The 20,493-nt window shown below is 39.3% G+C and carries 23 protein-coding genes and 1 riboswitch; of the genes, 18 read left to right on the top strand and 5 right to left on the bottom strand.

All coding sequences use genetic code 11. From position 1 onward, the window contains the following. Nucleotides 1-6 precede the first annotated feature (6 nt). From H0Z31_04870 to H0Z31_04860, 3 genes are all read left to right on the top strand, one after another. A complete protein-coding gene (locus H0Z31_04870; protein ID MBO8176776.1) occupies nucleotides 7-486 on the top strand; it encodes a shikimate kinase in 480 nt (159 codons plus the stop codon). Between the two features lie 37 nt (nucleotides 487-523). Continuing rightward, nucleotides 524-700, top strand: a complete 177-nt coding sequence (locus H0Z31_04865; GenBank protein MBO8176775.1) for a YqzE family protein — start codon at nucleotides 524-526, stop codon at nucleotides 698-700. Nucleotides 701-765: 65 nt separating this feature from the next. Further along, nucleotides 766-1,209, top strand: a complete 444-nt coding sequence (locus tag H0Z31_04860; GenBank protein ID MBO8176774.1) for an NUDIX hydrolase — start codon at nucleotides 766-768, stop codon at nucleotides 1,207-1,209. On the opposite strand, the gene H0Z31_04855 is transcribed toward H0Z31_04860, so the two are convergent. Both H0Z31_04855 and H0Z31_04850 read right to left on the bottom strand, forming a co-directional pair. After that, nucleotides 1,204-2,010, bottom strand: coding sequence for a YqhG family protein (locus tag H0Z31_04855; GenBank protein ID MBO8176773.1), 807 nt, complete (start codon nucleotides 2,008-2,010; stop codon nucleotides 1,204-1,206). The two genes, H0Z31_04860 and H0Z31_04855, sit on opposite strands and share 6 nt — an antisense overlap. After that, on the bottom strand, nucleotides 1,979-3,673 hold the full coding sequence (locus H0Z31_04850; protein MBO8176772.1) for a DEAD/DEAH box helicase: 1,695 nt from the start codon (nucleotides 3,671-3,673) through the stop codon (nucleotides 1,979-1,981). The genes H0Z31_04855 and H0Z31_04850 overlap by 32 nt, the downstream gene beginning before the upstream one ends. 159 nt (nucleotides 3,674-3,832) lie before the next feature. Beyond that, a riboswitch (glycine riboswitch) is annotated at nucleotides 3,833-3,927 on the top strand. Between the two features lie 155 nt (nucleotides 3,928-4,082). On the opposite strand from H0Z31_04850, the gene gcvT reads away from it, so the two are divergent. The 4 genes from gcvT (at nucleotide 4,083) to H0Z31_04830 (ending at nucleotide 8,390) form a co-directional block, all read left to right on the top strand. Beyond that, entirely contained in the window at nucleotides 4,083-5,177 is a 1,095-nt protein-coding gene (gcvT, locus tag H0Z31_04845; protein MBO8176771.1) for a glycine cleavage system aminomethyltransferase GcvT, read from the top strand. A 19-nt stretch (nucleotides 5,178-5,196) separates the two neighbouring features. Beyond that, on the top strand, nucleotides 5,197-6,543 hold the full coding sequence (gene gcvPA, locus H0Z31_04840; protein MBO8176770.1) for an aminomethyl-transferring glycine dehydrogenase subunit GcvPA: 1,347 nt from the start codon (nucleotides 5,197-5,199) through the stop codon (nucleotides 6,541-6,543). Next, nucleotides 6,536-7,996: an aminomethyl-transferring glycine dehydrogenase subunit GcvPB gene (gcvPB, locus tag H0Z31_04835; GenBank protein MBO8176769.1), complete on the top strand. Its 1,461-nt coding sequence runs from the start codon at nucleotides 6,536-6,538 to the stop codon at nucleotides 7,994-7,996. The genes gcvPA and gcvPB overlap by 8 nt, the downstream gene beginning before the upstream one ends. A 124-nt stretch (nucleotides 7,997-8,120) precedes the next feature. Then, nucleotides 8,121-8,390, top strand: coding sequence for a YpbS family protein (locus tag H0Z31_04830; GenBank protein ID MBO8176768.1), 270 nt, complete (start codon nucleotides 8,121-8,123; stop codon nucleotides 8,388-8,390). A gap of 272 nt (nucleotides 8,391-8,662) precedes the next feature. On the opposite strand, the gene H0Z31_04825 is transcribed toward H0Z31_04830, so the two are convergent. Then, nucleotides 8,663-9,034 (bottom strand): rhodanese-like domain-containing protein, encoded by a 372-nt coding sequence (locus H0Z31_04825; GenBank protein MBO8176767.1) that lies wholly within the window; start codon nucleotides 9,032-9,034, stop codon nucleotides 8,663-8,665. 181 nt (nucleotides 9,035-9,215) lie between these two features. On the opposite strand from H0Z31_04825, the gene H0Z31_04820 reads away from it, so the two are divergent. The 3 genes from H0Z31_04820 (at nucleotide 9,216) to H0Z31_04810 (ending at nucleotide 14,027) form a co-directional block, all read left to right on the top strand. Then, nucleotides 9,216-10,052: a lipoate--protein ligase family protein gene (locus H0Z31_04820; protein MBO8176766.1), complete on the top strand. Its 837-nt coding sequence runs from the start codon at nucleotides 9,216-9,218 to the stop codon at nucleotides 10,050-10,052. A gap of 376 nt (nucleotides 10,053-10,428) precedes the next feature. Beyond that, nucleotides 10,429-12,987 carry a vitamin B12-dependent ribonucleotide reductase gene (locus H0Z31_04815; GenBank protein MBO8176765.1) on the top strand — a complete coding sequence of 853 codons (2,559 nt, stop codon included), beginning with the start codon at nucleotides 10,429-10,431 and terminating at the stop codon, nucleotides 12,985-12,987. A 155-nt stretch (nucleotides 12,988-13,142) separates the two neighbouring features. Next, nucleotides 13,143-14,027, top strand: a complete 885-nt coding sequence (locus H0Z31_04810) for a patatin-like phospholipase family protein (protein ID MBO8176764.1) — start codon at nucleotides 13,143-13,145, stop codon at nucleotides 14,025-14,027. A 36-nt stretch (nucleotides 14,028-14,063) separates the two neighbouring features. On the opposite strand, the gene H0Z31_04805 is transcribed toward H0Z31_04810, so the two are convergent. Further along, nucleotides 14,064-14,417 (bottom strand): hypothetical protein, encoded by a 354-nt coding sequence (locus tag H0Z31_04805; GenBank protein ID MBO8176763.1) that lies wholly within the window; start codon nucleotides 14,415-14,417, stop codon nucleotides 14,064-14,066. 64 nt (nucleotides 14,418-14,481) lie between these two features. After that, complete coding sequence (locus tag H0Z31_04800) at nucleotides 14,482-15,423, bottom strand: DUF1385 domain-containing protein (protein ID MBO8176762.1); 942 nt, start codon at nucleotides 15,421-15,423, stop codon at nucleotides 14,482-14,484. Between the two features lie 170 nt (nucleotides 15,424-15,593). Between H0Z31_04800 and H0Z31_04795 the strand changes: the two genes are divergently transcribed. The 8 genes from H0Z31_04795 to spoIIIAD all read left to right on the top strand — a co-directional run bounded on the left by H0Z31_04795 (nucleotide 15,594) and on the right by spoIIIAD (nucleotide 20,483). After that, the gene (locus H0Z31_04795; GenBank protein MBO8176761.1) at nucleotides 15,594-16,103 is read left to right on the top strand and encodes a hypothetical protein; all 510 of its coding nucleotides are present in this window, start codon (nucleotides 15,594-15,596) and stop codon (nucleotides 16,101-16,103) included. Nucleotides 16,104-16,182: 79 nt separating this feature from the next. Next, complete coding sequence (gene aroQ, locus H0Z31_04790) at nucleotides 16,183-16,638, top strand: type II 3-dehydroquinate dehydratase (protein ID MBO8176760.1); 456 nt, start codon at nucleotides 16,183-16,185, stop codon at nucleotides 16,636-16,638. Then, complete coding sequence (locus tag H0Z31_04785) at nucleotides 16,631-17,692, top strand: aminopeptidase P family protein (GenBank protein ID MBO8176759.1); 1,062 nt, start codon at nucleotides 16,631-16,633, stop codon at nucleotides 17,690-17,692. The genes aroQ and H0Z31_04785 overlap by 8 nt, the downstream gene beginning before the upstream one ends. A 24-nt stretch (nucleotides 17,693-17,716) precedes the next feature. Beyond that, entirely contained in the window at nucleotides 17,717-18,274 is a 558-nt protein-coding gene (efp, locus tag H0Z31_04780) for an elongation factor P (protein MBO8176758.1), read from the top strand. Nucleotides 18,275-18,416: 142 nt separating this feature from the next. Further along, the gene (gene spoIIIAA / locus H0Z31_04775) at nucleotides 18,417-19,340 is read left to right on the top strand and encodes a stage III sporulation protein AA (GenBank protein ID MBO8176757.1); all 924 of its coding nucleotides are present in this window, start codon (nucleotides 18,417-18,419) and stop codon (nucleotides 19,338-19,340) included. Beyond that, complete coding sequence (locus H0Z31_04770) at nucleotides 19,341-19,856, top strand: stage III sporulation protein SpoAB (GenBank protein ID MBO8176756.1); 516 nt, start codon at nucleotides 19,341-19,343, stop codon at nucleotides 19,854-19,856. Between the two features lie 18 nt (nucleotides 19,857-19,874). Further along, nucleotides 19,875-20,078 carry a stage III sporulation protein AC gene (spoIIIAC, locus tag H0Z31_04765; protein ID MBO8176755.1) on the top strand — a complete coding sequence of 68 codons (204 nt, stop codon included), beginning with the start codon at nucleotides 19,875-19,877 and terminating at the stop codon, nucleotides 20,076-20,078. Nucleotides 20,079-20,090: 12 nt separating this feature from the next. Beyond that, nucleotides 20,091-20,483: a stage III sporulation protein AD gene (gene spoIIIAD / locus H0Z31_04760; GenBank protein MBO8176754.1), complete on the top strand. Its 393-nt coding sequence runs from the start codon at nucleotides 20,091-20,093 to the stop codon at nucleotides 20,481-20,483. The last annotated feature ends 10 nt before the right edge of the window (nucleotides 20,484-20,493 follow it).

The raw sequence follows: 20,493 nt of genomic DNA, 5'->3' as shown, positions 1-20,493 counted from the left end.
GGGTTTATGGGGGCTGGAAAATCAACGATTGGACAAAAGTTGGCCCGTAAATGGAACGTTCCGTTTATTGACACCGACCAATGGATTGAAAACCAATATTCAAAGACAATCCAAGAGATGTTTGCACAAGACGGGGAAAAGGTTTTCCGACAAAGGGAAACGGAAGCATTGAAGCAAATAAGTTCCACATCCGGGGTGATTGCGACTGGTGGTGGAATCGTTTTGAAAGAGGAAAATCGAAAATTATTGAAGGAAACAGGTAAGGTTGTCTTTTTATCATGTGATCCAAAAGAAATGGTTCGGCGGCTTAATGGGGATCAATCGCGGCCATTAATTCAGCGACTTGATGAAGAAGGAATTGTATCATTATATAAACAACGTGAACGTCTCTACAAAGAAGTAGCACATATTCATATAGATACGACAGGTTTATCCATTACAGCTGCGGTAGAAGAAGTGGAAAAACGTATACGCTCCTTTTCATAAGGGTATAATGGGTATCGAAAGAAAAGGGGTGTATACCGTGAACGGAAATGATCTCATTCGATATGTAACAGAAAATTTAGTCAAGTATTTTGATAAACCAAAATTAGAGCGAAAACAAATGAGACATAAAAAAAAGAATAGTCGACCACCTTTATTGTATCGGTGGTTCGGGATTATTCCTTACGCTATTCTCGCCCTTTTTAAGAAAAAATAATAGAAAAAGAAATCGCCTACACGGCGGTTTTTTTGTTATGATGGAAGAAAATGGAGGTGAAGCGGTTGGGAACAAACATTGTACATAAACAAAATCCGACAGCAGTAGTAGTGTTAGCAAAAGTCGGCGAATATTTTATTTTAATCCGTCAATTTCGAGTAGAAATTAATCAATGGGTGTACCAACTTCCAGGGGGAGGGGTGAAAGAGGGAGAAAGCTTAGAGGATGCTTCGCGAAGGGAATTGTTTGAAGAAACAGGTATACGCTGTGGGAACGTTGTTCCGATTGGAAAAATGTACCCTTGTCCATGGTTGTCAAACGATGAAACGTATCTTTTCTTTACGGACGATATTTTATACGAAGGAGAGCCAGCACACGAACCACATGAATTGATTGAAATCCACCGTCTCCCAGTTGACGAATGTTTCGAACGCTTTCGTAAAGGAGAATGGACGGACGGCGAACTTGCTTATGCCCTCCTTTATTATCAATTAAAGGAAAACCTATGAAGAAGGTTTTAGCAACGCTTTGGTTAAATAAAAGATACCACCGTTGACCACTTGGACCACGATTTTCGGCTCATATTGTTCTTGTAATGCTTCTTGTTCCAAATAATATGACTCTGGCTTTTCGTCATACTCTTCATAGAAGTGATTCAGTAAAGCTAAATCTTTTTCCCAACGCTTCCTGGCTTCATTTGCCCAGTCATGAGACTGGCGATGGAGGACCTCAAGGACGTAATGTTCAATGCGTTTCATGCCACTAATAGGCATAATGATCGGCGAAAGAGTAAACGTGAAATCAGGTAATTTCGGAGTTAAATTGTATTGAACAAGTAAGTCATGAAATCCTTGGACCATGGTACCATTAATCAGATTTAGTCCCATGGATAAAAACAAATCTTTCTTACGGTCGCATTGATAAGAAATTTTAAAATTCATACATAGCCATGGGTAAAGTGAAGTCTGTTTTGTCAAATGAGGCGATACTTGTTCATATAACCGAATAAATCGACCGAATTTTCTCGTGGAGGCAAAGATTTGATGTAACCTCGGTGAGCCAAAATGAACTTTTTCTCCTTTTATTTGTTCATTCGTTTTGGTTTCGTCCGTAATAAAGGTGACCCGCATCGGCTGAGGAGTTCCACCTGTTCGTTCTAAGTAGTGCCAATAAAATGGACGATTCATTAATTCCTTGTCGAGTTCAACTGTTAATTGAACGGACAGGTGCCCTTCTCCTTCTTCGATGATGTCACATTGGTTGGCTGTAAAATAGCGTTTAAGATATTGATGAATTTGTTGTTGATTCATTTGGGCTCGACTCCTTTTGCATCGTTTTTGCTAGTTGGAGTAAGGATGATAGGTTTTCCATTTTTACTCTCATTTCACCTTCCGTTTGTGATTGTTCAAAGATATCTTGTAAATGGTCTTCAATACTCCCTACTTCTAAACGCGTTAATATTTCATCAAGTTCACCTACAACCCGCTCAAATAATTGTATTTTTTCATACAATAGCTTTAATATATGCTCTTCAATCGTCTGCTTGGTGGCAAAATTATAAATGATCACATCGTTTTCTTGTCCGAGTCGGTGAATGCGCCCAATTCGCTGTTCTAATCGCATTGGATTCCATGGTAAGTCAAAGTTAATCATATGGTTACAAAATTGTAAGTTAATTCCTTCACCACCGGCTTCAGTGGCAATTAACACTTGGGCGTGGTGTTGAAACAGTTCTCTCATCCAATCTTTTTTTCCTCGTTTAAATCCTCCACGAAATGGGACAGAAGAGATGCCATGTTGTTTTAAAAACCATTGTAAATACATTTGTGTTGCCCTATACTCAGTAAAAATAATGACCTTATCGTTGATTTGACGAATAAGTTCTAATGCTTTTTGGGCTTTAGAATTGACTTGTACTTGGTTGATAACATCAATGAGTTGTTCCAGTGGTTGTAAGACGTGATTTGGCGCTCCATCCAGCTTTTTTAACATCTCTTGGATAGTCATATAAACAGCTTCACGACTACTACATGCTTCCCGTTGTAACGTTAATAAAGAGAAGGTGCTTGTTGAATGTAATGGATGATTCCACTTCAAACGTTGAATCGCTTCATAAAGCGCTCTTTCTTGTTCATTTTGTTCAATAATAATGGTTTGAACCTTCCTTTTTGTCCATTCAATACCTGTATCGACTCTTCGATTGCGGATCATCACTTTATTAACAAGCTCTTTTAAATATTGATCGTCTTCCACTTTTCTATTTTTATATTTTTCTAAAAATCGTGAATGGTTTCCTAAATGTCCTGGTTTTAGTAATGATACAAGATGAAAGATTTCTTCCACTCGGTTTTGAATCGGAGTGGCTGTTAACAATAAACAAAATTTCTTTTTTAAATTTTGTACAAACTCATAGTTTTTCGTTTTATGATTTTTCAGTTTATGGGCCTCGTCAATAATCACCATATCGTAATGTTGATCATAAATGATTTCCTTATGTGGGCTTCTTTTGGCCGTATCAATAGAGGAAACCACGCAATCACATTGTTCCCATACATAGCTTTTTTTTTGGGCAACAGCAGGGATATGGAATTTTGTATTTAATTCAAACGCCCATTGTGATACAAGGGAAGCGGGCACTAAAATTAACACTTTCTTGACGAGTCCACGAATCATGTATTCTTTTAATATTAACCCCGCTTCAATCGTTTTACCTAAGCCCACTTCATCCGCAAGAATGGCTTTACCGTTCATATGTTCAACGACTTTTTTAGCCGTTTCTAATTGGTGGGGAAGTGGCGTTAAGTTTGGTAAATGATGAGGAGCTTGAAGTCCATAAAAATCAGGAATTATTAGATGTTTTTCAACTTCCACAGCCATTTGGTATAGTTCCCAATTTGCCCATGGACCGTCTTGGACATACTTTTCCATAAACGGCTCCGCCCAACTGTAATCAAATTCAATATGAACGGTCATGTATGACCACCCCTTTAATGTAAATAATGTTATTGCCCTAAACGTATATTTAATGGTAGGATGAAAGTGTCATGAAATTTTGAAAGGAATTTAATATTTCCATTTCTCACACATCTTATATTTTATTAGTATGACCAAAATTTAACGAAATATAGGCGAATGAAAACAAGAGGAGAGACTGCCAAGATGGCAGCGCCGAAGGAGCAAGCAACGAATGTTGTGAATCTCTCAGGCAAAAAGACTCTTGTTGGACGCGGCTCTGGAGAGAGTTTCACATGGATGAAACCACCCAAGAGGAAAGCCGTAATCGGCAAACTTTCAGGTGAAAGGACAGAGATTCTCGATTGAATACGGGATATCTCTGTCTTTTTTCATGTGGAAATGGAAAGAGGATAAGGGGGAATGAGTGTTGGAAACATTAAAACGAACACCGTTATTTGATGTTTACGCCAAATACGGGGCCAAGACGATTAATTTTGGAGGATGGGAACTCCCTGTCCAATTTTCGAGCATTAAAGAAGAGCACGACGCGGTGCGTACGAAAGCTGGATTATTCGATGTTTCCCACATGGGAGAAATAGAAGTAAAAGGAACAGATAGCTTAGCTTTTCTTCAGCGTATGATGACTAACGATGTCTCCAAATTAAACCTCGGAGGGGCCCAATATACAGCGATGTGTTACGAAAACGGGGGAACCGTTGATGATCTTCTCGTCTACAAGTTAGACGAAAATCATTATTTGCTTGTTGTCAACGCTGCTAATATTGAAAAAGATTTCGATTGGTTAAAGCAACACGTGACAGGAGATGTGGAGTTAGCGAATATATCAGAACAAACAGCTCAGCTCGCCCTTCAAGGTCCATTAGCTGAGTCTGTTTTACAAAAGCTTACAGACGTAGACTTAAGTCAAATCAAATTCTTTAAGTTCAAAAAAGAGGTGGACTTAAAAGGAATAAAATCTTTAGTATCACGAACTGGCTATACAGGTGAAGATGGGTTTGAAATTTATTGTCAATCAGAAGACGGAGCAAAATTGTGGGAGCTTATTTTAGAAGCAGGAGAAGGTGACGTGTTACCGTGTGGCCTTGGTGCTCGTGATACATTACGGTTTGAAGCCAATCTACCTTTATACGGGCAAGAATTATCACCAGATATTACGCCGATCGAAGCCGGTATCGGGTTTGCCGTTAAAACAGACAAAGAAGATTTCATTGGGAAAGAAATATTAAAAAAACAAAAAGAAGAAGGAGCGCCACGCAAATTAGTAGGCCTTGAAATGATTGATCGCGGTATTCCGCGTCATGGTTATCACGTTTTTGTCGGAGATGAACAAGTAGGTACGGTCACTACAGGTACACAATCACCGACATTAAAGAAAAATATTGGCTTAGCACTCATAAAAAGAGAGCATGCTGAACTTGGTAAAGAAGTATTCGTTGAAATTCGAAATAAAAAGTTAAAAGCGAAGATAGTCGTAACTCCGTTTTATAAACGGTCAAAATAAAGAGGGAAGGGGTCTAATTATGCAGCACCGCTATTTGCCAATGACGGAAAAAGACAAACAAGAAATGCTAGAAGCAATTGGCGTTTCATCCATTGACGAATTATTTAGCGATATCCCGGAACAAGTTCGTTTTAAAGGTGAATACAACATTAAAAAAGCGAAATCTGAATCGGCATTAATGAAAGAATTAAGTCAACTTGCTGCTAAAAATGCCGATTTAAAATCACATGTATCCTTTTTGGGCGCGGGTGTATACGACCATTATATTCCAGTAATTGTTGACCATGTCATCTCTCGTTCTGAATTTTACACCGCATATACTCCGTATCAACCAGAAATTTCTCAAGGGGAATTACAAGCCATTTTTGAGTTTCAAACCATGATTTGTGAATTAACAGGAATGGATGTAGCAAACTCATCCATGTACGATGGCGGAACAGCGTTAGCGGAAGCAGCGATGTTAAGTGCAGCCCATACGAAGCGAAAGAAAATATTATTATCAAGCACCGTTCATCCAGAGTCTCGCGAAGTTGTAAAGACATATTCAAAAGGGCAAAACATAGAAGTTGTCGAAATCCCTTATAAGGATGGGGTTACAAATCTTGAAGTATTAAAGAAATTAATAAACGAAGAAGTAGCGGCAGTAATCGTTCAATACCCGAACTTTTTTGGGCGAATCGAACCTGTAAAAGAAATAGAAGCGTTGATCCATGATCAAAAAGGAATGCTCGTTGTATCCAGCAATCCGTTAGCTCTTGGCGTATTCACACCACCAGGGGCGCTCGGTGCCGATATTGTCGTTGGCGATGCGCAACCGTTTGGAATTCCAACTGCTTTTGGTGGTCCGCACTGCGGGTACTTTGCGGTTACAAAAAAATTGATGCGGAAAGTGCCTGGGAGACTTGTCGGACAAACAACGGACGAGGAAGGACGGAGAGGATTCGTATTAACGTTACAAGCTCGTGAACAACATATTCGTCGTGATAAAGCCACTTCCAATATTTGTTCTAACCAAGCATTAAACGCACTTGCGGCTTCGGTAGCGATGACGGCCCTTGGTAAAAAAGGGATAAAAGAAATGGCGCTGCAAAACATCCAGAAAGCTCATTACGCAAAACAAGTATTAAAAAAACACGGATTTGAAATTGTTTTTGATGGTTATGGCTTTAACGAGTTTATCGTGAAGTTGGATGAACCGGTGAAAAAGGTAAATGAGCGTTTACTGAAAAAAGGAATCATCGGCGGATATGATCTTAGTCGTGACTATCCAGAACTCAAAAATCATATGTTAGTTGCGGTGACAGAACTACGTACAAAAGAGGAAATTGACACATTTGTAACAGAATTGGGGGATCGCCATGAATAAGCAAGATCAGCCACTCATTTTTGAACTTTCTAAACCTGGTCGTATCGGTTATAGCTTACCTGAGTTAGACGTTCCGGAAGTGGATGTAATAGAGCTTATTCCAGAAGGGTATATGCGTGAAGAAGAACCTGAACTTCCGGAAGTATCGGAACTTGACATCATGCGCCATTATACCGCCTTATCAAAGCGAAATCACGGGGTAGACTCAGGTTTTTACCCGTTAGGCTCTTGTACGATGAAATACAACCCGAAAATAAATGAAAATGTTGCTCGATTTAATGGATTTGCCCATCTGCATCCATTACAAGACGAAAGCTCTGTTCAAGGCGCGTTAGAATTAATGTACGACTTACAACAGCATTTAAAAGAAATTACCGGTATGGATGAAGTAACGCTTCAACCAGCTGCCGGGGCCCATGGAGAATGGACAGGGTTAATGATGATTCGCGCGTACCATGAAGCGAATGGTGATTTCCAAAGAACAAAAGTAATCGTCCCTGACTCTGCCCATGGAACAAACCCAGCATCAGCAACTGTGGCGGGATTAGAAACGATCACCGTGAAATCGAACGAACATGGACTAGTTGATATTGAAGATTTAAAACGAGTGGTTGGACCAGATACAGCGGCGTTAATGCTCACAAATCCAAATACGTTAGGTTTGTTTGAAGAAAATATTGTAGAAATGGCAGAAATTGTGCATGAAGCAGGCGGTAAATTGTATTATGACGGTGCTAATTTAAATGCGGTTTTATCAAAAGCTCGTCCAGGAGATATGGGATTTGATGTTGTTCACTTAAATCTTCATAAAACATTTACAGGTCCTCACGGTGGAGGCGGTCCAGGTTCTGGTCCAGTTGGAGTGAAGGAAGACTTAATTCCATTTTTACCTAAACCAGTTATAATGAAAAAGGATGGAAAATATGTGCTTGATTACGATCGACCACAGTCCATTGGACGAGTGAAACCGTACTACGGTAACTTTGGTATTAACGTTCGTGCCTATACTTACATTCGCTCAATGGGACCGGACGGATTAAAGGAAGTAACGGAAAATGCCGTATTAAACGCGAACTATATGATGAGAAAACTCGCACCATACTATGATTTACCTTTTGATCGTCATTGCAAGCACGAATTTGTATTAAGCGGAAAGCGTCAAAAGAAACTAGGGGTACGTACACTCGATATTGCGAAACGATTGCTTGACTTTGGCTACCATCCACCTACGATTTACTTCCCGCTAAACGTCGAAGAGTGTATTATGATTGAACCGACAGAAACTGAATCAAAAGAAACGTTAGACGCGTTTATTGACGCCATGATTCAAATCGCGAAAGAAGCGGAAGAAAATCCGGAAATTGTTCAAGAAGCACCACATACAACCGTTGTAAAACGTCTAGATGAAACAACCGCAGCTCGTAAGCCAATTCTTCGTTACGAAAAGCAATAACTAAAAGGACCATGTGGGGATGTTTTTCCCACAGGTCCTCTTTTTTTCCATGCGTCCATGTATAATAAGAATGTTCGAAACGTTTCTCGAATGGCCGCAGTAAATATAGAAAGGAGATTAAAAGATGTCCGAAGTACATTTCGCAATTACGAAGCATTCACAACGCCAACACGAACAAATTAAAAAGTTTCTGTCTTTAAACGCGAAACGCGAAGAATACATTGAAGAGGCTGTTCAATTATGTCAAAACGGTCAACCTTTTTCCGTTGACAAAATTAATGCTGTTACTAATGAAATTAATGAATTAGCCAAGCAAGGAATCATTCCAACCCGAAAGCGTGTAACGGAAGAAATGGTTCGGGAATATGTGGAACGATTGAAAAATGAAGAGTAATTAGAGTGAATATGTGCTTACCAAATGTCGGTATTATAAAATTTGTACAAAAAAGAAACATGTATGCATTGAAATAAGTAACTTTTGAACAATATTTAATTGTTGTTCGTCAAATCATTTTTATGCACGAAAAAGGGCTCTATGTAAATCTATATCGATTTTGGCACCGAAAAAGTCGTATTTGTATCTCGAAATCCCCTAGTTGTGCCATGAGGGAGAGGAAGGTAGATTAGACATAACCAAAAACAGCTGGACAATATCCAGCTGTTTTCTTATTTTTTCTTAATTTTTCCGTCCCATTTTTTAAAGCCGCCTTTTAATTGATATAGTTCTTTATATCCTTTACGATAAAGCATTTGGGCAGCTCGGCCACTCCGAATGCTGTTTTGGCAATATAAGTAGACTGGCTTGTCAGGACGGATTTCTTTCATTCGCATTTTAAGTTGAGATAAAGGAATGTTACGAGCGCCTAAAATGTGGCCACTTTCGAACTCGTTAGGTTCGCGTACGTCAATTAATTGAGCTTTTCGATATCCATTGCGAAACTCTTCTGGAGTAAGTGTAGTGATAATTCGTTTTTGATAAAAATATGTATAAATGGAATAAGCAATAATTGCTCCTAAAAGAATGAGAAACCAGTACAAGATGAATACTCCTTTCTTCGATTAGTCACTAATTTCTATTATAGTCATCATTGGAAAAGAATCAAAGGGAAATAGACGAAAATACCAATACCATACGTGCTCTTTCTTTGTTTTCTTTAATATTTTTGATAGACTAAAATTGATAGAGAATAGAATTAGGTTAGAGAAGAGGGTATACATCATGAGGAAAGAAATTTGGCGTTTTATTGATTCAGGATATTGTTCTCCTTCTTATAATATGGCACTTGATGAAGCGTTGTTAGAATGGCATAGCCAAGGAAAAATTCCACCGACGATTCGGTTCTATGGATGGAATCCACCGACATTATCTATTGGTTACTTTCAAAAAGTAGAAAAAGAAATCGATTTGGAAGCGGTTCAACGACATGGATTAGGCTTTGTTCGTAGACCAACCGGAGGCCGTGGAGTCCTTCATGAGCACGAATTAACGTATAGTGTCATTGTGTCAGAAGACTATCCAGACATGCCGAAAACGGTTACCGAAGCATACCGCGTGATTTCTGAGGGGTTATTAAGAGGATTTCAACGTCTCGGATTGGAGGCCTATTTTGCGATTCCTAGAACAGACGAAGAAAAAGATAAATTAAAAAATCCACGTTCTTCCGTCTGCTTTGATGCTCCAAGTTGGTACGAATTGGTCGTGGAAGGGCGCAAAGTAGCTGGTAGCGCCCAAACGAGACAAAAAGGAGTTATTTTACAACACGGCTCCATTTTACTAGACCTTGATGAAGAGAAGCTCTTCTCTCTGTTTAAATACCCAAGTGAACGGGTCAAAGAACGAATGAAAAAAGCGTTTAAAAACAAAGCTGTAGCCATCAACGACATTAGTCCACGTGCCATCACGATGGAAGAAGCGAAGGAAGCATTCAAACGCGGATTTGAAGAAGGCTTAAATATCGAATTACATCCTTATCAATTAAGTGAGGAAGAAGAGGCATACGTTCAAGAATTAGCACGCCGGCGGTACGAATCCGAAGAATGGAATTTTCGCCGTTAACGAGCTGTTCCTAATAAGGAGCAGCTTTTTTTATATTTCGATTTTTCTGACAATAACCCACTTTGTTGATTTGATAGGCTTTGAAAGAATTTTGCCAATAATCAACTTCGAAAAATGTCCAAAATAAGATTTTATTCCCAGTTTTTTGTCCAAATACTTATAAATGCTCCAAGATTGACAATATTTTTTGTTTGACAATGAAGCGAACATCCGTTCAAAACATACAACATATTGTATGTCAGCTTTATTTACGAGCACAATATATTGTATTTATTAGTTGATTTTATCCGAAGACTATGATACGGTAAGGATAATTCATTCATACATATTTTCTTAAACAACATGTGTAAATTTATATTTAAAGGAGTTGGAGCACATGGTAGTTGCCTCGTCAAAACAAATGACCATAAATAAGGAGCGATTAAATAAGGATATACGCTTGTTCCCACAGGTTCACCCTATTACCCCTGATATGCATATTACCCATCGAGGCGTTTCCCGATTGGTCATGCTTGATCGTTATGCGTTTAAAGATACAGAAAAAATCACCTTAACCGAAGGAGATTTTGTCGTTTTAACCATTAAACAAGACCCTAAATTCCCGGCTCGTGGATTAGGATATATTTTAAAAATCGACTGGGAAGAAAAAAAAGCCAAAGTGCTTGTAGAAGAGGAATTTCGCAGCAATTTGGAAACGGACGAAGAGCGGGAAACCGGCATCGTTATTCGTCCCCTTGATGTTATTGAAAAACCGCTGGAAGTGTACTATGAACAAATTGCCAAACGGAATGCAACGGGTCTTGCAGCTGTCGAAAAAACGGAAGAAAAACGGAAAGAATGGTTCGAAAAATTTTATCATGAACTAGTGAATCTACACTTTGTACCGGCCGGACGTGTTCTTTATGGGGCCGGAGCTGGGACGGATGTCACGTATTTTAACTGTTACGTGATGCCATTTGTTCAAGATTCACGAGAAGGAATTTCGGAACACCGGAAAAAAGTGATGGAAATTATGAGCCGCGGGGGAGGGGTTGGGACAAACGGTTCTACATTACGTCCACGAAATACGTTAGCTCGCGGTGTCAACGGAAGATCTTCCGGTTCTGTTTCATGGCTCGATGATATAGCAAAATTAACGCATTTAGTTGAGCAAGGTGGATCTAGACGCGGAGCTCAAATGATCATGCTAGCTGATTGGCATCCAGACATTATTGAATTTATTATTTCGAAAATGCAAAACCCACGAATTTTACGCTTCTTGATTGAAAATACGAACGATGAACAAATTAAAAGAACTGCACAAGAAAAGTTAAAATTTACGCCGCTAACTGAACAAGAACGCGACATGTATCAAGGGATTGTCAATTATAAAAACATTCCTGGAAACGGTGGGTTTTCAAAAGAAGTTATTGCGGAAGCAGAGCGTATGTTAAAAGAAGGTGGAAAATACTCCGTTCACAATCCGGATTTCCTAACTGGTGCTAACATTTCTGTTTGTTTAACAAAGGAATTTATGGAAGCCGTAGAAAACGATGATTATTACGAGCTTCGTTTCCCTGATGTAGAGTCTTATAACGAAGAAGAAATGAAAATTTACAATGAACAGTGGCATCACGTTGGAGATGTCCGTGAGTGGGAAAAAATGGGTTATAAAGTACGGACGTACCGGAAAATTCGCGCAAAAGAACTTTGGAATTTAATTAACATTTGTGCAACCTACTCAGCAGAACCAGGCATTTTCTTTATTGATAATGCGAACGAAATGACAAATGCTCGAGCGTATGGTCAAAAAGTAGTGGCGACTAACCCATGCGGGGAGCAGCCATTAGCCCCATATTCCGTATGTAATTTAGCGGCAGTGAATTTGGCGAAAATGGTGAATAAAGAGACAAAAGAAGTCGACTTTGAAAAATTAAAGTGTACCGTTGAAGTAGGCGTACGGTTACAAGACAATGTCATTGATGCCACGCCATATTTCCTTGAAGAAAATAAAAAGCAAGCGCTCGGCGAACGACGGGTTGGACTTGGGGTCATGGGGCTTGCCGACTTACTGATTTATTGTGAAAAAGAATACGGTTCAAAAGAAGGTAATAAACTAGTTGACAAAGTGTTTGAAACGATTGCGACAACTGCGTATCGTGCATCGATTGAACTCGCAAAAGAAAAAGGGAGCTTTCCTTATTTAATCGGAGAAACAGAAGAGGAAACACGTCGTCTCCGAGAAGCGTTTATTCAATCAGGATATATGAAGAAAATGCCTGAAGATATCCGTCAATCCATTTTAGAACACGGAATTCGGAACTCACACTTATTAACAGTGGCTCCGACTGGTTCAACAGGAACGATGGTCGGTGTATCCACTGGATTGGAACCTTATTTCTCCTTTACGTATTATCGAAGCGGTCGTCTAGGAAAGTTTATCGAGGTAAAAGCAGAAATCGTAAAAGAATATTTAAACGAACATCCAGAAACGAACGAGAATGACCTTCCGCATTGGTTTGTTACCGCTATGGACTTGTCACCAGAAGCGCATGCGGATGTCCAATGCGTCATTCAGCGCTGGATTGACAGCTCCATTTCCAAAACGGTCAATGCTCCGAAAGGATACACCGTTGAACAAGTTAAGAAAGTATACGAACGGCTGTACAAAGGTGGAGCTAAAGGCGGAACCGTTTATGTTGATGGAAGCCGTGATACACAAGTATTAACCTTAAAAGCAGAAGAAAATCATACAGAAGAAGAGCATAACATGACCTTACCTGAAGAACATCCGGTCGTGTTAGTCGATACGATTCAAGATGTTCGTTCAACCGATGTCACAATCGGAAACGAAATTGGCAACATATGTCCAGTTTGTAGAAAAGGAAAAGTACAAGAAGTAGGTGGCTGCAACACTTGTACAAACTGTGGTGCCCAGTTAAAATGCGGACTGTAACTGAAATATAAGGTGTAGGGAATTTTCCTGCACCTTTTTTATTTCTTACAACCTATTCTTCCAATGAATGTACGCACTTTCACTCGTTCCCCTAGTTCTATTTTCTGCTTCCTTTGATTAAAGATGTATCAAAGAACGAGAAGGAGTTGGATAACATGTACATCGATGGGGTTTTTTCAGGGGGAGGAGTGCGAGGATACGCACTCGTTGGAGCGTACCAAACATTGGAGAAGAACGGATTTGTATTTAAACGACTAGCCGGAACAAGCGCGGGGGCGTTAATTGCCGCGCTGATTAGTGCTGGATATAAGGGAGAAGAATTATGTCAATTACTTAAACAACTCAATTTAAGCGAATTTCTCGATGAAAGAAGAACATTCATCCAATTTCCATTGGCGAAGTGGCTCTTTTTATATTGGCGAATGGGGTTGTACAAAGGGGATCAACTGGAAAAATGGGTAAATCATCATTTAGCTACGAAAGGAGTAAGGACGTTTGGTGATTTACCGCCAGGATCACTAAAAATCGTTGCGAGTGATTTAACGAACGGAAGGATATTAATTTTACCAGACGATTTAAAAATATATGGCATTGATCCATCTTCATTTCCAGTAGCAAAAGCAGTCCGAATGAGCTGCGGTTTACCGTATTTTTTTGAACCTGTAAAATTACGAACGAAGAAAGGGAGTTGTTACATCGTCGACGGTGGTGTATTAAGTAATTTTCCGATCTGGTTATTTGACCAAGATGAGACGAAAAAAGTTCGTCCGGTTATCGGTGTCAAATTAAGTCCAAAAACGAGTGAACGACCGAAAAAAAAGATTGCAAATGCGTTTGCACTGTTTGAAGCTTTATTTCAAACAATGAAAGAGGCCCATGATTCACGTTACATTTCTCGAAAACACGAAAAAAATATCATATTTATTCCAACCGCTAATTTGATTGCGACGGATTTCCACATTACAGAGGAACAAAAAGAGGCGCTCATCGAACTAGGCAAAAAAAAAGCAGAAGCTTTTTTAATGAAATGGAGCTATTGAGGGGAACGGGCAAAAAGAAAAGAAGAAAATATCAAGCTATAAAGCCCGATTTTTCTTCTTACCTTTTTTTCCTTCGATGACTGTTAAATGAACGTTTGACCGTTTACGGTGTTCTTTTTTCCAACTATTTGGGCGTTTCGATTGGTCTTTTTGTTGTCGTTTTTTTAATCGTTTCTTGGATTGAAGGGCTGCTTTACGAAATGCTCGCTGCTCTTTTCTCTTAGGTTGTGCTTTCCAAAAAAGGTGATAAAAGAAGAAAAACAATCCAATGGCTACGGCAATGAACACCAATTGCTTCAACAACTGAATCGGTTCTTGCATAATCGTCGTTAATAGCCCGACGATGGCAAGGAGACCGATCACCGAAATAACGACAAAACGTACATTCATAGAAAGCCACCTCCTATGAGCATGATGAGCAATCTTTTACAAATTTAAACATCGATTTTGGAAATTATGAGAAGGATCGCATCCGAAGTTCCTTTTGTTCATTATTTTCCATTTTTAGGAGCTCATTAAACGCGGAAATCGCTACTTCAACTTGATCATCTGTCGGTTCTTTTGTTGTTAATAATTGTAACCAAAGACCAGGGTATCCAAGATATTTTAAGATAGGAAGATTTCTTAGTGCATTGGTAAGCTGAAGCACTTCAAACGATACACCTAAGACGATTGGAATTAAGGCTAAACGGTTCACAATTCGGACCCATAAAGGCTCTGTAGGAACAAGCATATAAACGAAAATTCCTACAATAACAGTAAATAGAATAAAGCTACTACCGCAACGGTAATGGAGCCTTGATTGTGCCTGAACGTTTTCTACTGTAAGTTCTACTCCATTTTCAAAGGCATTAATGACTTTATGTTCAGCTCCGTGATACTGAAACACCCGCTTAATTAAAGGAGTGAGGGATATCGCGTATATATATGTTAGAAGTAACAGAAATTTAAAGAACCCCTCAATTAAAATTTGGGCGGTATCACTTGAAAAAAGAGGACGAGTAAATTCGGCTAAGAATACAGGAAGTAATGTAAATAGAACTTTTCCGAATAAAAAGGAGAGAACCCCAACAAGGGCTACGCCAAGAACAATTGTAAATTTTGAACTTTGTTGTTGTACGATGTGATAATCTTCTCTAGGATCGACATCAAAGCGTTCGGTAGAAAAATTCAAATGCTTTGATCCAATCGCACTTGCTTCAATAATGGCAACGATTCCACGAATAAATGGAATCTTTTTTAGTAGTCGTACCCAATGGGGAGATGACTTCGGTACATGAAAATAGTCAATTGATTGATCTTTACGGCGTATAGCAGTGACCGTATGTTTTTTTCCCCCAAACATAACACCTTCAACGACCGCTTGGCCACCATACACCGGTCTTTTTTCTTCCATGTAAATCACCAACCTATTTGTGATATACCTATGTTTGTTACCGATATTTTATCTCTATTCTACTATAAAAAAGGTGTTGGAAACTAGAAGGAAAACGTCAATCGTTTATACAATCATTTTTGAAAAAGTTCGTAGCAAAATGGACATACTACGAACAGGAGGTGGCTAATATGACAAATGATTGCGAGAAACTTGAACAAAATCAAAAAGAACAGCCAATGTCCTTATTAACGTTGTCGGTGTTAACCGGTTTTATTGGCGGAGTATTATGGAGTTTAATTGGATATGTGTCTTATTTATTTCATTTTACAACCATTTCACCAAGAGTGATTTTTGATTTCTGGGCAATTGGTGACTGGAAAAACGGGTGGATTGGAACGACACTTGCCATCATTCTCATAGGTATATTGGCAATTGGGGCGGCACTCATTTATTATGCGATGTTCCGAAAACGGGAAAGCATGTGGGTAGGAGCTGGTTATGGTCTACTATTGTTTCTCATTATATTCACGTTGTTAAAGCCAATGTTTCCAAGTGTAAAACCTCTAACGGAATTAGATGTAAATACAATTATTACCACTGTTTGTTTGTATATCTTATTTGGAATATTTGTAGGCTATTCAATTTCGTATGAACATAAAGAACAGCAACACGAAATGGAAAAAAGAATCCAACATTAGCTTCGTTTCTTCAGTAGTTTTATACTGGTGAAGTATGGTAGAATGTTCTTGTTGAACATTCTTTTTTTAGGTGACGGAAATGAAGAAAATATTATTGTTAAACGGTCCAAATTTAAATTTATTAGGAAAGCGGGAACCGACGATTTACGGTCAAACCACTCTAAAAGATATAGAAGATCACTTAAAGCAACTTGGAACATCGTACAACGTAGAAGTCGTTTCGTTCCAATCCAACCATGAAGGAGAATTGATTGACCAGCTTCATCAAGCAAACGAAGATGGCTTTGTTGGTGTTATTTTTAATCCAGGAGCCTACACCCACTACAGCTATGCACTGCGAGATGCAGTAGCTGCCATTGATTTACCTGTCATTGAAGTACATATTTCGAATATTCACCAACGGGAAGAATTTCGTCACCGTTCGGTCATCGCGCCTGTTACAATTGGGCAAATAAGTGGCTTTGGTGTCTATGGGTATGAATTGGCGCTTTTCGCTTTATTACATCATTTTAAAGGGGGAGAACTAAGTGAATAAATTAGAAAAACTTCGCGAACATCTGGCGAAGCAACAACTGGATGGGTTATTAATTACGAGTACATACAACCGTCGGTATATGACAAATTTTACGGGCTCAGCTGGTGTGGCTCTCGTTACCGAAAAAGACGCTTTATTCATTACCGATTTCCGTTATGTAGAACAAGCACAAAATCAATGTGACGGCTATGAAATTATTCAACATCAAGGTTTAATTTTCGATGAAGTGGCAAAGCAAGCGAAAGAGCGTAAAATTCGCACACTAGGGTTTGAACAAGACCATATGACATTTGCTAGTTTTAAACAGCTTGAAGCAGCCTTTGAGGGAGAGCTAGTGCCTGTTTCTCGCCTTGTTGAAAACTTACGCTTGATTAAGACGGAATCAGAGATTAAGATATTAAAGGAAGCAGCGGATATTGCCGATGCTGCATTTAAGCATATTCTAGACTTTATTCGCCCTGGTATAACAGAATTGGATGTCTCCAACGAATTAGAATTTTTTATGCGTAAATGTGGAGCTTCATCCTCATCCTTTGATATTATTGTTGCCTCAGGACACCGATCAGCACTGCCTCATGGAGTGGCATCAGACAAAGTCATTGAAAAAGGTGATTTTGTTACGCTTGATTATGGGGCATATTATAAAGGATATGTTTCAGATATTACACGTACGATTGCGGTGGGAGAGCCGTCTGACGAGTTAAAAGCGATCTATAACGTCGTTCTTGAAGCACAATTGCGAGCAATGGATCAAATTAAACCAGGATTAACTGGTAAAGAGGCAGATGCGATTGCTCGTGATTATATTACAGAAAAAGGATACGGGGAATATTTCGGACATTCATTAGGGCATGGAATTGGTCTAGAAGTACATGAAGGCCCTGGGCTTTCCACTCGTTCGGATGTGGTCTTACAGCCTGGAATGGTGGTCACTGTTGAACCAGGAATTTACCTGCCAGGATTAGGTGGAGTGAGAATTGAAGATGACACATTGATTACCGAAACAGCTAATGAAACGTTAACCCATTCCACTAAGGAATTAATCATTTTGTAATGTTTGACGTAGGAGGAGTAGAGCATGATTTCAGTAAACGATTTTCGCACAGGATTAACGATTGAAGTGGATGGAGGAATTTGGAGAGTTTTAGACTTCCAACACGTAAAACCTGGTAAAGGAGCGGCTTTTGTTCGTTCTAAACTTCGCAACTTACGTACAGGTGCCATTCAAGAAAAAACGTTCCGTGCGGGTGAGAAAGTAGCGAAGGCACAAATTGATAACCGTAAGATGCAATATCTATATGCAAACGGAGATCAACATGTGTTCATGGATACAGAATCTTATGAACAAATTGAATTAAGCGCTAGCCAAATCGAACATGAATTAAAATTCTTAAAAGAAAATATGGAAGTATACGTCATGATGTTCCAAGGCGAAACTATCGGTATCGAGCTACCAAACACAGTTGAATTAAAAGTGGTTGAAACAGAGCCTGGAATTAAAGGTGACACAGCTTCTGGTGGTTCTAAACCAGCTACATTAGAAACTGGACTTGTTGTTCAAGTACCTTTCTTCGTAAATGAAGGTGACGTCCTCGTTATTAACACAGCAGATGGTACTTACGTTTCTCGTGCCTGATCACGAATCACAATCAAGGCTTGACTTTCTTAACGGAAAGTCAAGCCTTTTTTCTTTTATGGTCGTGTCATTTGGTCATATTGAACAAGTTCGTGAATACATTTAACTAACGGGAGGCCTGTACTAAAGGAGAGGTGTTCGCATGGAAAGTGTATTCTCAATGTTACCAAAAAAAGTCGCAGAGGTTGTTCGCCGCCTACCCCCGACCATCGTAGAAGAAATGGAAGAAATTCGTTTGCGGACCTTTCGTCCTGTTGAAGTTTGTACGAGAGGGAATCCATATTTTCTTCCATATACCTTTACGGAAGAAGATGCAGAGCATTTGATCAATCGGCTTTCGAATCATTCGTTTTATACGTTAGAAGAAGAATTAAAACGAGGGTATATCACCATTGAAGGTGGTCATAGAGTAGGGTTAGCAGGGAAAGTCGTTTTAGAACAAGGAATGGTCAAAGGACTACGACAACTATCCTCATTCAATATTCGTATTGCTCGCCAGAAAATTGGAGTAGGAGAACCGCTCATCCCGTTTTTGTTTGATGGCACTTGGCGGCATACGATGATCATTGGGTCACCACAGACGGGAAAAACGACACTCCTCCGCGATTTAGCACGGATCATTTCATCAGGGTATGAACCATTTGGTATTCCCGCTATGAAAGTAGGGATTGTGGATGAACGGTCAGAAATTGCGGGCTGTTTACGCGGGATTCCCCAACTAGATTTCGGCTATCGGGTGGACGTGCTTGATGGCTGTCCTAAAGCGGAAGGAATGATGATGATGATTCGTTCTATGAGTCCAGATGTTTTAATTGTCGATGAAATCGGACGTGAGGAAGACGGGAAGGCCATTATGGAAGCGATGAATGCGGGAATTACGCTTCTGACGACAACTCATGGAAAAAATTTGGAAGATATACAAAAACGCCCGATTCTTCAGCAAATATTAAAAGAGCAGCGTTTTCAACGATTTATTGAATTAAATAGACAAAAGGGACCGGGAAGTGTTGCTCATATTCGCGGTGAAAATGGTGAATATCTTGATCGAAAAGTGAGTGTGACGTAAATGATAAAGCTCATCGGCGCTGCTTTTATTTTATTCGCGACTACTTGGGCAGGGTTTGAATCGTCAAAGCATTTTAGCGAACGGACGCGGCAGCTACGATTATTAAAAACTGCCTTACAAACATTAGAAGCTGAAATTATGTACGGCCATACACCGCTCCATGAAGCGGCGAGAAAATTAGCCAAACAACTTCCGAAGCCACTCACTTGGTTTTTTGAGTCGTTCTCTAAAAAGTTAACAACGACAGAAACGACCGTCAAAAATGCCTGGGAAGAAAGTTTGAATGAAATATGGAAATGGACGCCATTTAAAGAAACGGAATACGAAATTTTACTTCAATTCGGTGAAAATTTAGGAAAGCACGATACTATGGCGCAACAAAAACAAATTTTATTAACTTTATCGCATTTAGATCGGGAGGAAGAAGAAGCTCGAGAAAAGCAGCAGCGATATGAAAAAATGGTCAAGAGCTTAGGGTTTTTAGCGGGGCTTTTACTTATCATTTTATTGATGTAACCAAGGGAGGCGTTGGAAGTGGGAATAGAGGTCGATGTGATTTTTAAAATTGCCGGTGTAGGAATTGTAGTGGCTTTTTTGCATACGATTTTAGATCAAGTAGGAAAAAAAGAATATGCCCAATGGGTGACGTTATTTGGTTTTATATACATTTTGTTTATGGTTGCCTCGATTGTTGATGACTTGTTTCAAAAAATTAAATCAGTATTTTTATTCCAGTGATAGGGGGATGTAATGGTTGAGATTATTCAAATTGTAGGAATTGCGCTTGTGGCCACGTTTTTAGCTTTAATTATTAAAGAACAAAAACCGAATTATGCGTTTTTACTGATCGTTTTCGTAGGTTGTTCCATTTTTTTGTACTTAGTGGACCAAATATATGAAATTATTCGAATGGTGGAGCAGCTTGCGACAAGTGCAAATTTGAATCTTGTGTACGTAGAAACGATTTTAAAAATTATTGGAATTGCGTACATTGCTGAATTTGCCTCCCATATCACCAAAGATGCGGGTCAAGGAGCAATTGCAGCGAAAGTGGAATTAGCAGGAAAAATCATTATCATGGCTATGGCCGTCCCGATTATGACCGTTTTAATCGAAACGATCATTCAAATGATGCCGAAATAATGGTAGAACG

This window comes from Bacillus sp. (in: firmicutes), assembly GCA_017656295.1.
Taxonomy (GTDB): domain Bacteria; phylum Bacillota; class Bacilli; order Bacillales; family JACDOC01; genus JACDOC01.
Note: the sequence above shows the minus strand (reverse complement) of the source record. Positions and strands in the feature narration are given on the sequence as shown.

Bases quoted from the DNA above. Each gene is read 5' to 3' on its own strand.
- H0Z31_04870 (MBO8176776.1), top strand. From the start codon at position 7: ATGGGGGCTGGAAAATCAACGATTGGACAAAAGTTGGCCCGTAAATGG.
- H0Z31_04855 (MBO8176773.1), bottom strand. From the start codon at position 2,010: ATGAATCAACAACAAATTCATCAATATCTTAAACGCTATTTTACAGCC.
- H0Z31_04850 (MBO8176772.1), bottom strand. From the start codon at position 3,673: ATGACCGTTCATATTGAATTTGATTACAGTTGGGCGGAGCCGTTTATG.
- gcvPA (MBO8176770.1), top strand. From the start codon at position 5,197: ATGCAGCACCGCTATTTGCCAATGACGGAAAAAGACAAACAAGAAATG.
- gcvPB (MBO8176769.1), top strand. From the start codon at position 6,536: ATGAATAAGCAAGATCAGCCACTCATTTTTGAACTTTCTAAACCTGGT.
- H0Z31_04830 (MBO8176768.1), top strand. From the start codon at position 8,121: ATGTCCGAAGTACATTTCGCAATTACGAAGCATTCACAACGCCAACAC.
- H0Z31_04820 (MBO8176766.1), top strand. From the start codon at position 9,216: ATGAGGAAAGAAATTTGGCGTTTTATTGATTCAGGATATTGTTCTCCT.
- H0Z31_04815 (MBO8176765.1), top strand. From the start codon at position 10,429: ATGGTAGTTGCCTCGTCAAAACAAATGACCATAAATAAGGAGCGATTA.
- H0Z31_04810 (MBO8176764.1), top strand. From the start codon at position 13,143: ATGTACATCGATGGGGTTTTTTCAGGGGGAGGAGTGCGAGGATACGCA.
- H0Z31_04805 (MBO8176763.1), bottom strand. From the start codon at position 14,417: ATGAATGTACGTTTTGTCGTTATTTCGGTGATCGGTCTCCTTGCCATC.
- H0Z31_04800 (MBO8176762.1), bottom strand. From the start codon at position 15,423: ATGGAAGAAAAAAGACCGGTGTATGGTGGCCAAGCGGTCGTTGAAGGT.
- H0Z31_04795 (MBO8176761.1), top strand. From the start codon at position 15,594: ATGACAAATGATTGCGAGAAACTTGAACAAAATCAAAAAGAACAGCCA.
- aroQ (MBO8176760.1), top strand. From the start codon at position 16,183: ATGAAGAAAATATTATTGTTAAACGGTCCAAATTTAAATTTATTAGGA.
- efp (MBO8176758.1), top strand. From the start codon at position 17,717: ATGATTTCAGTAAACGATTTTCGCACAGGATTAACGATTGAAGTGGAT.
- spoIIIAA (MBO8176757.1), top strand. From the start codon at position 18,417: ATGGAAAGTGTATTCTCAATGTTACCAAAAAAAGTCGCAGAGGTTGTT.
- H0Z31_04770 (MBO8176756.1), top strand. From the start codon at position 19,341: ATGATAAAGCTCATCGGCGCTGCTTTTATTTTATTCGCGACTACTTGG.
- spoIIIAD (MBO8176754.1), top strand. From the start codon at position 20,091: ATGGTTGAGATTATTCAAATTGTAGGAATTGCGCTTGTGGCCACGTTT.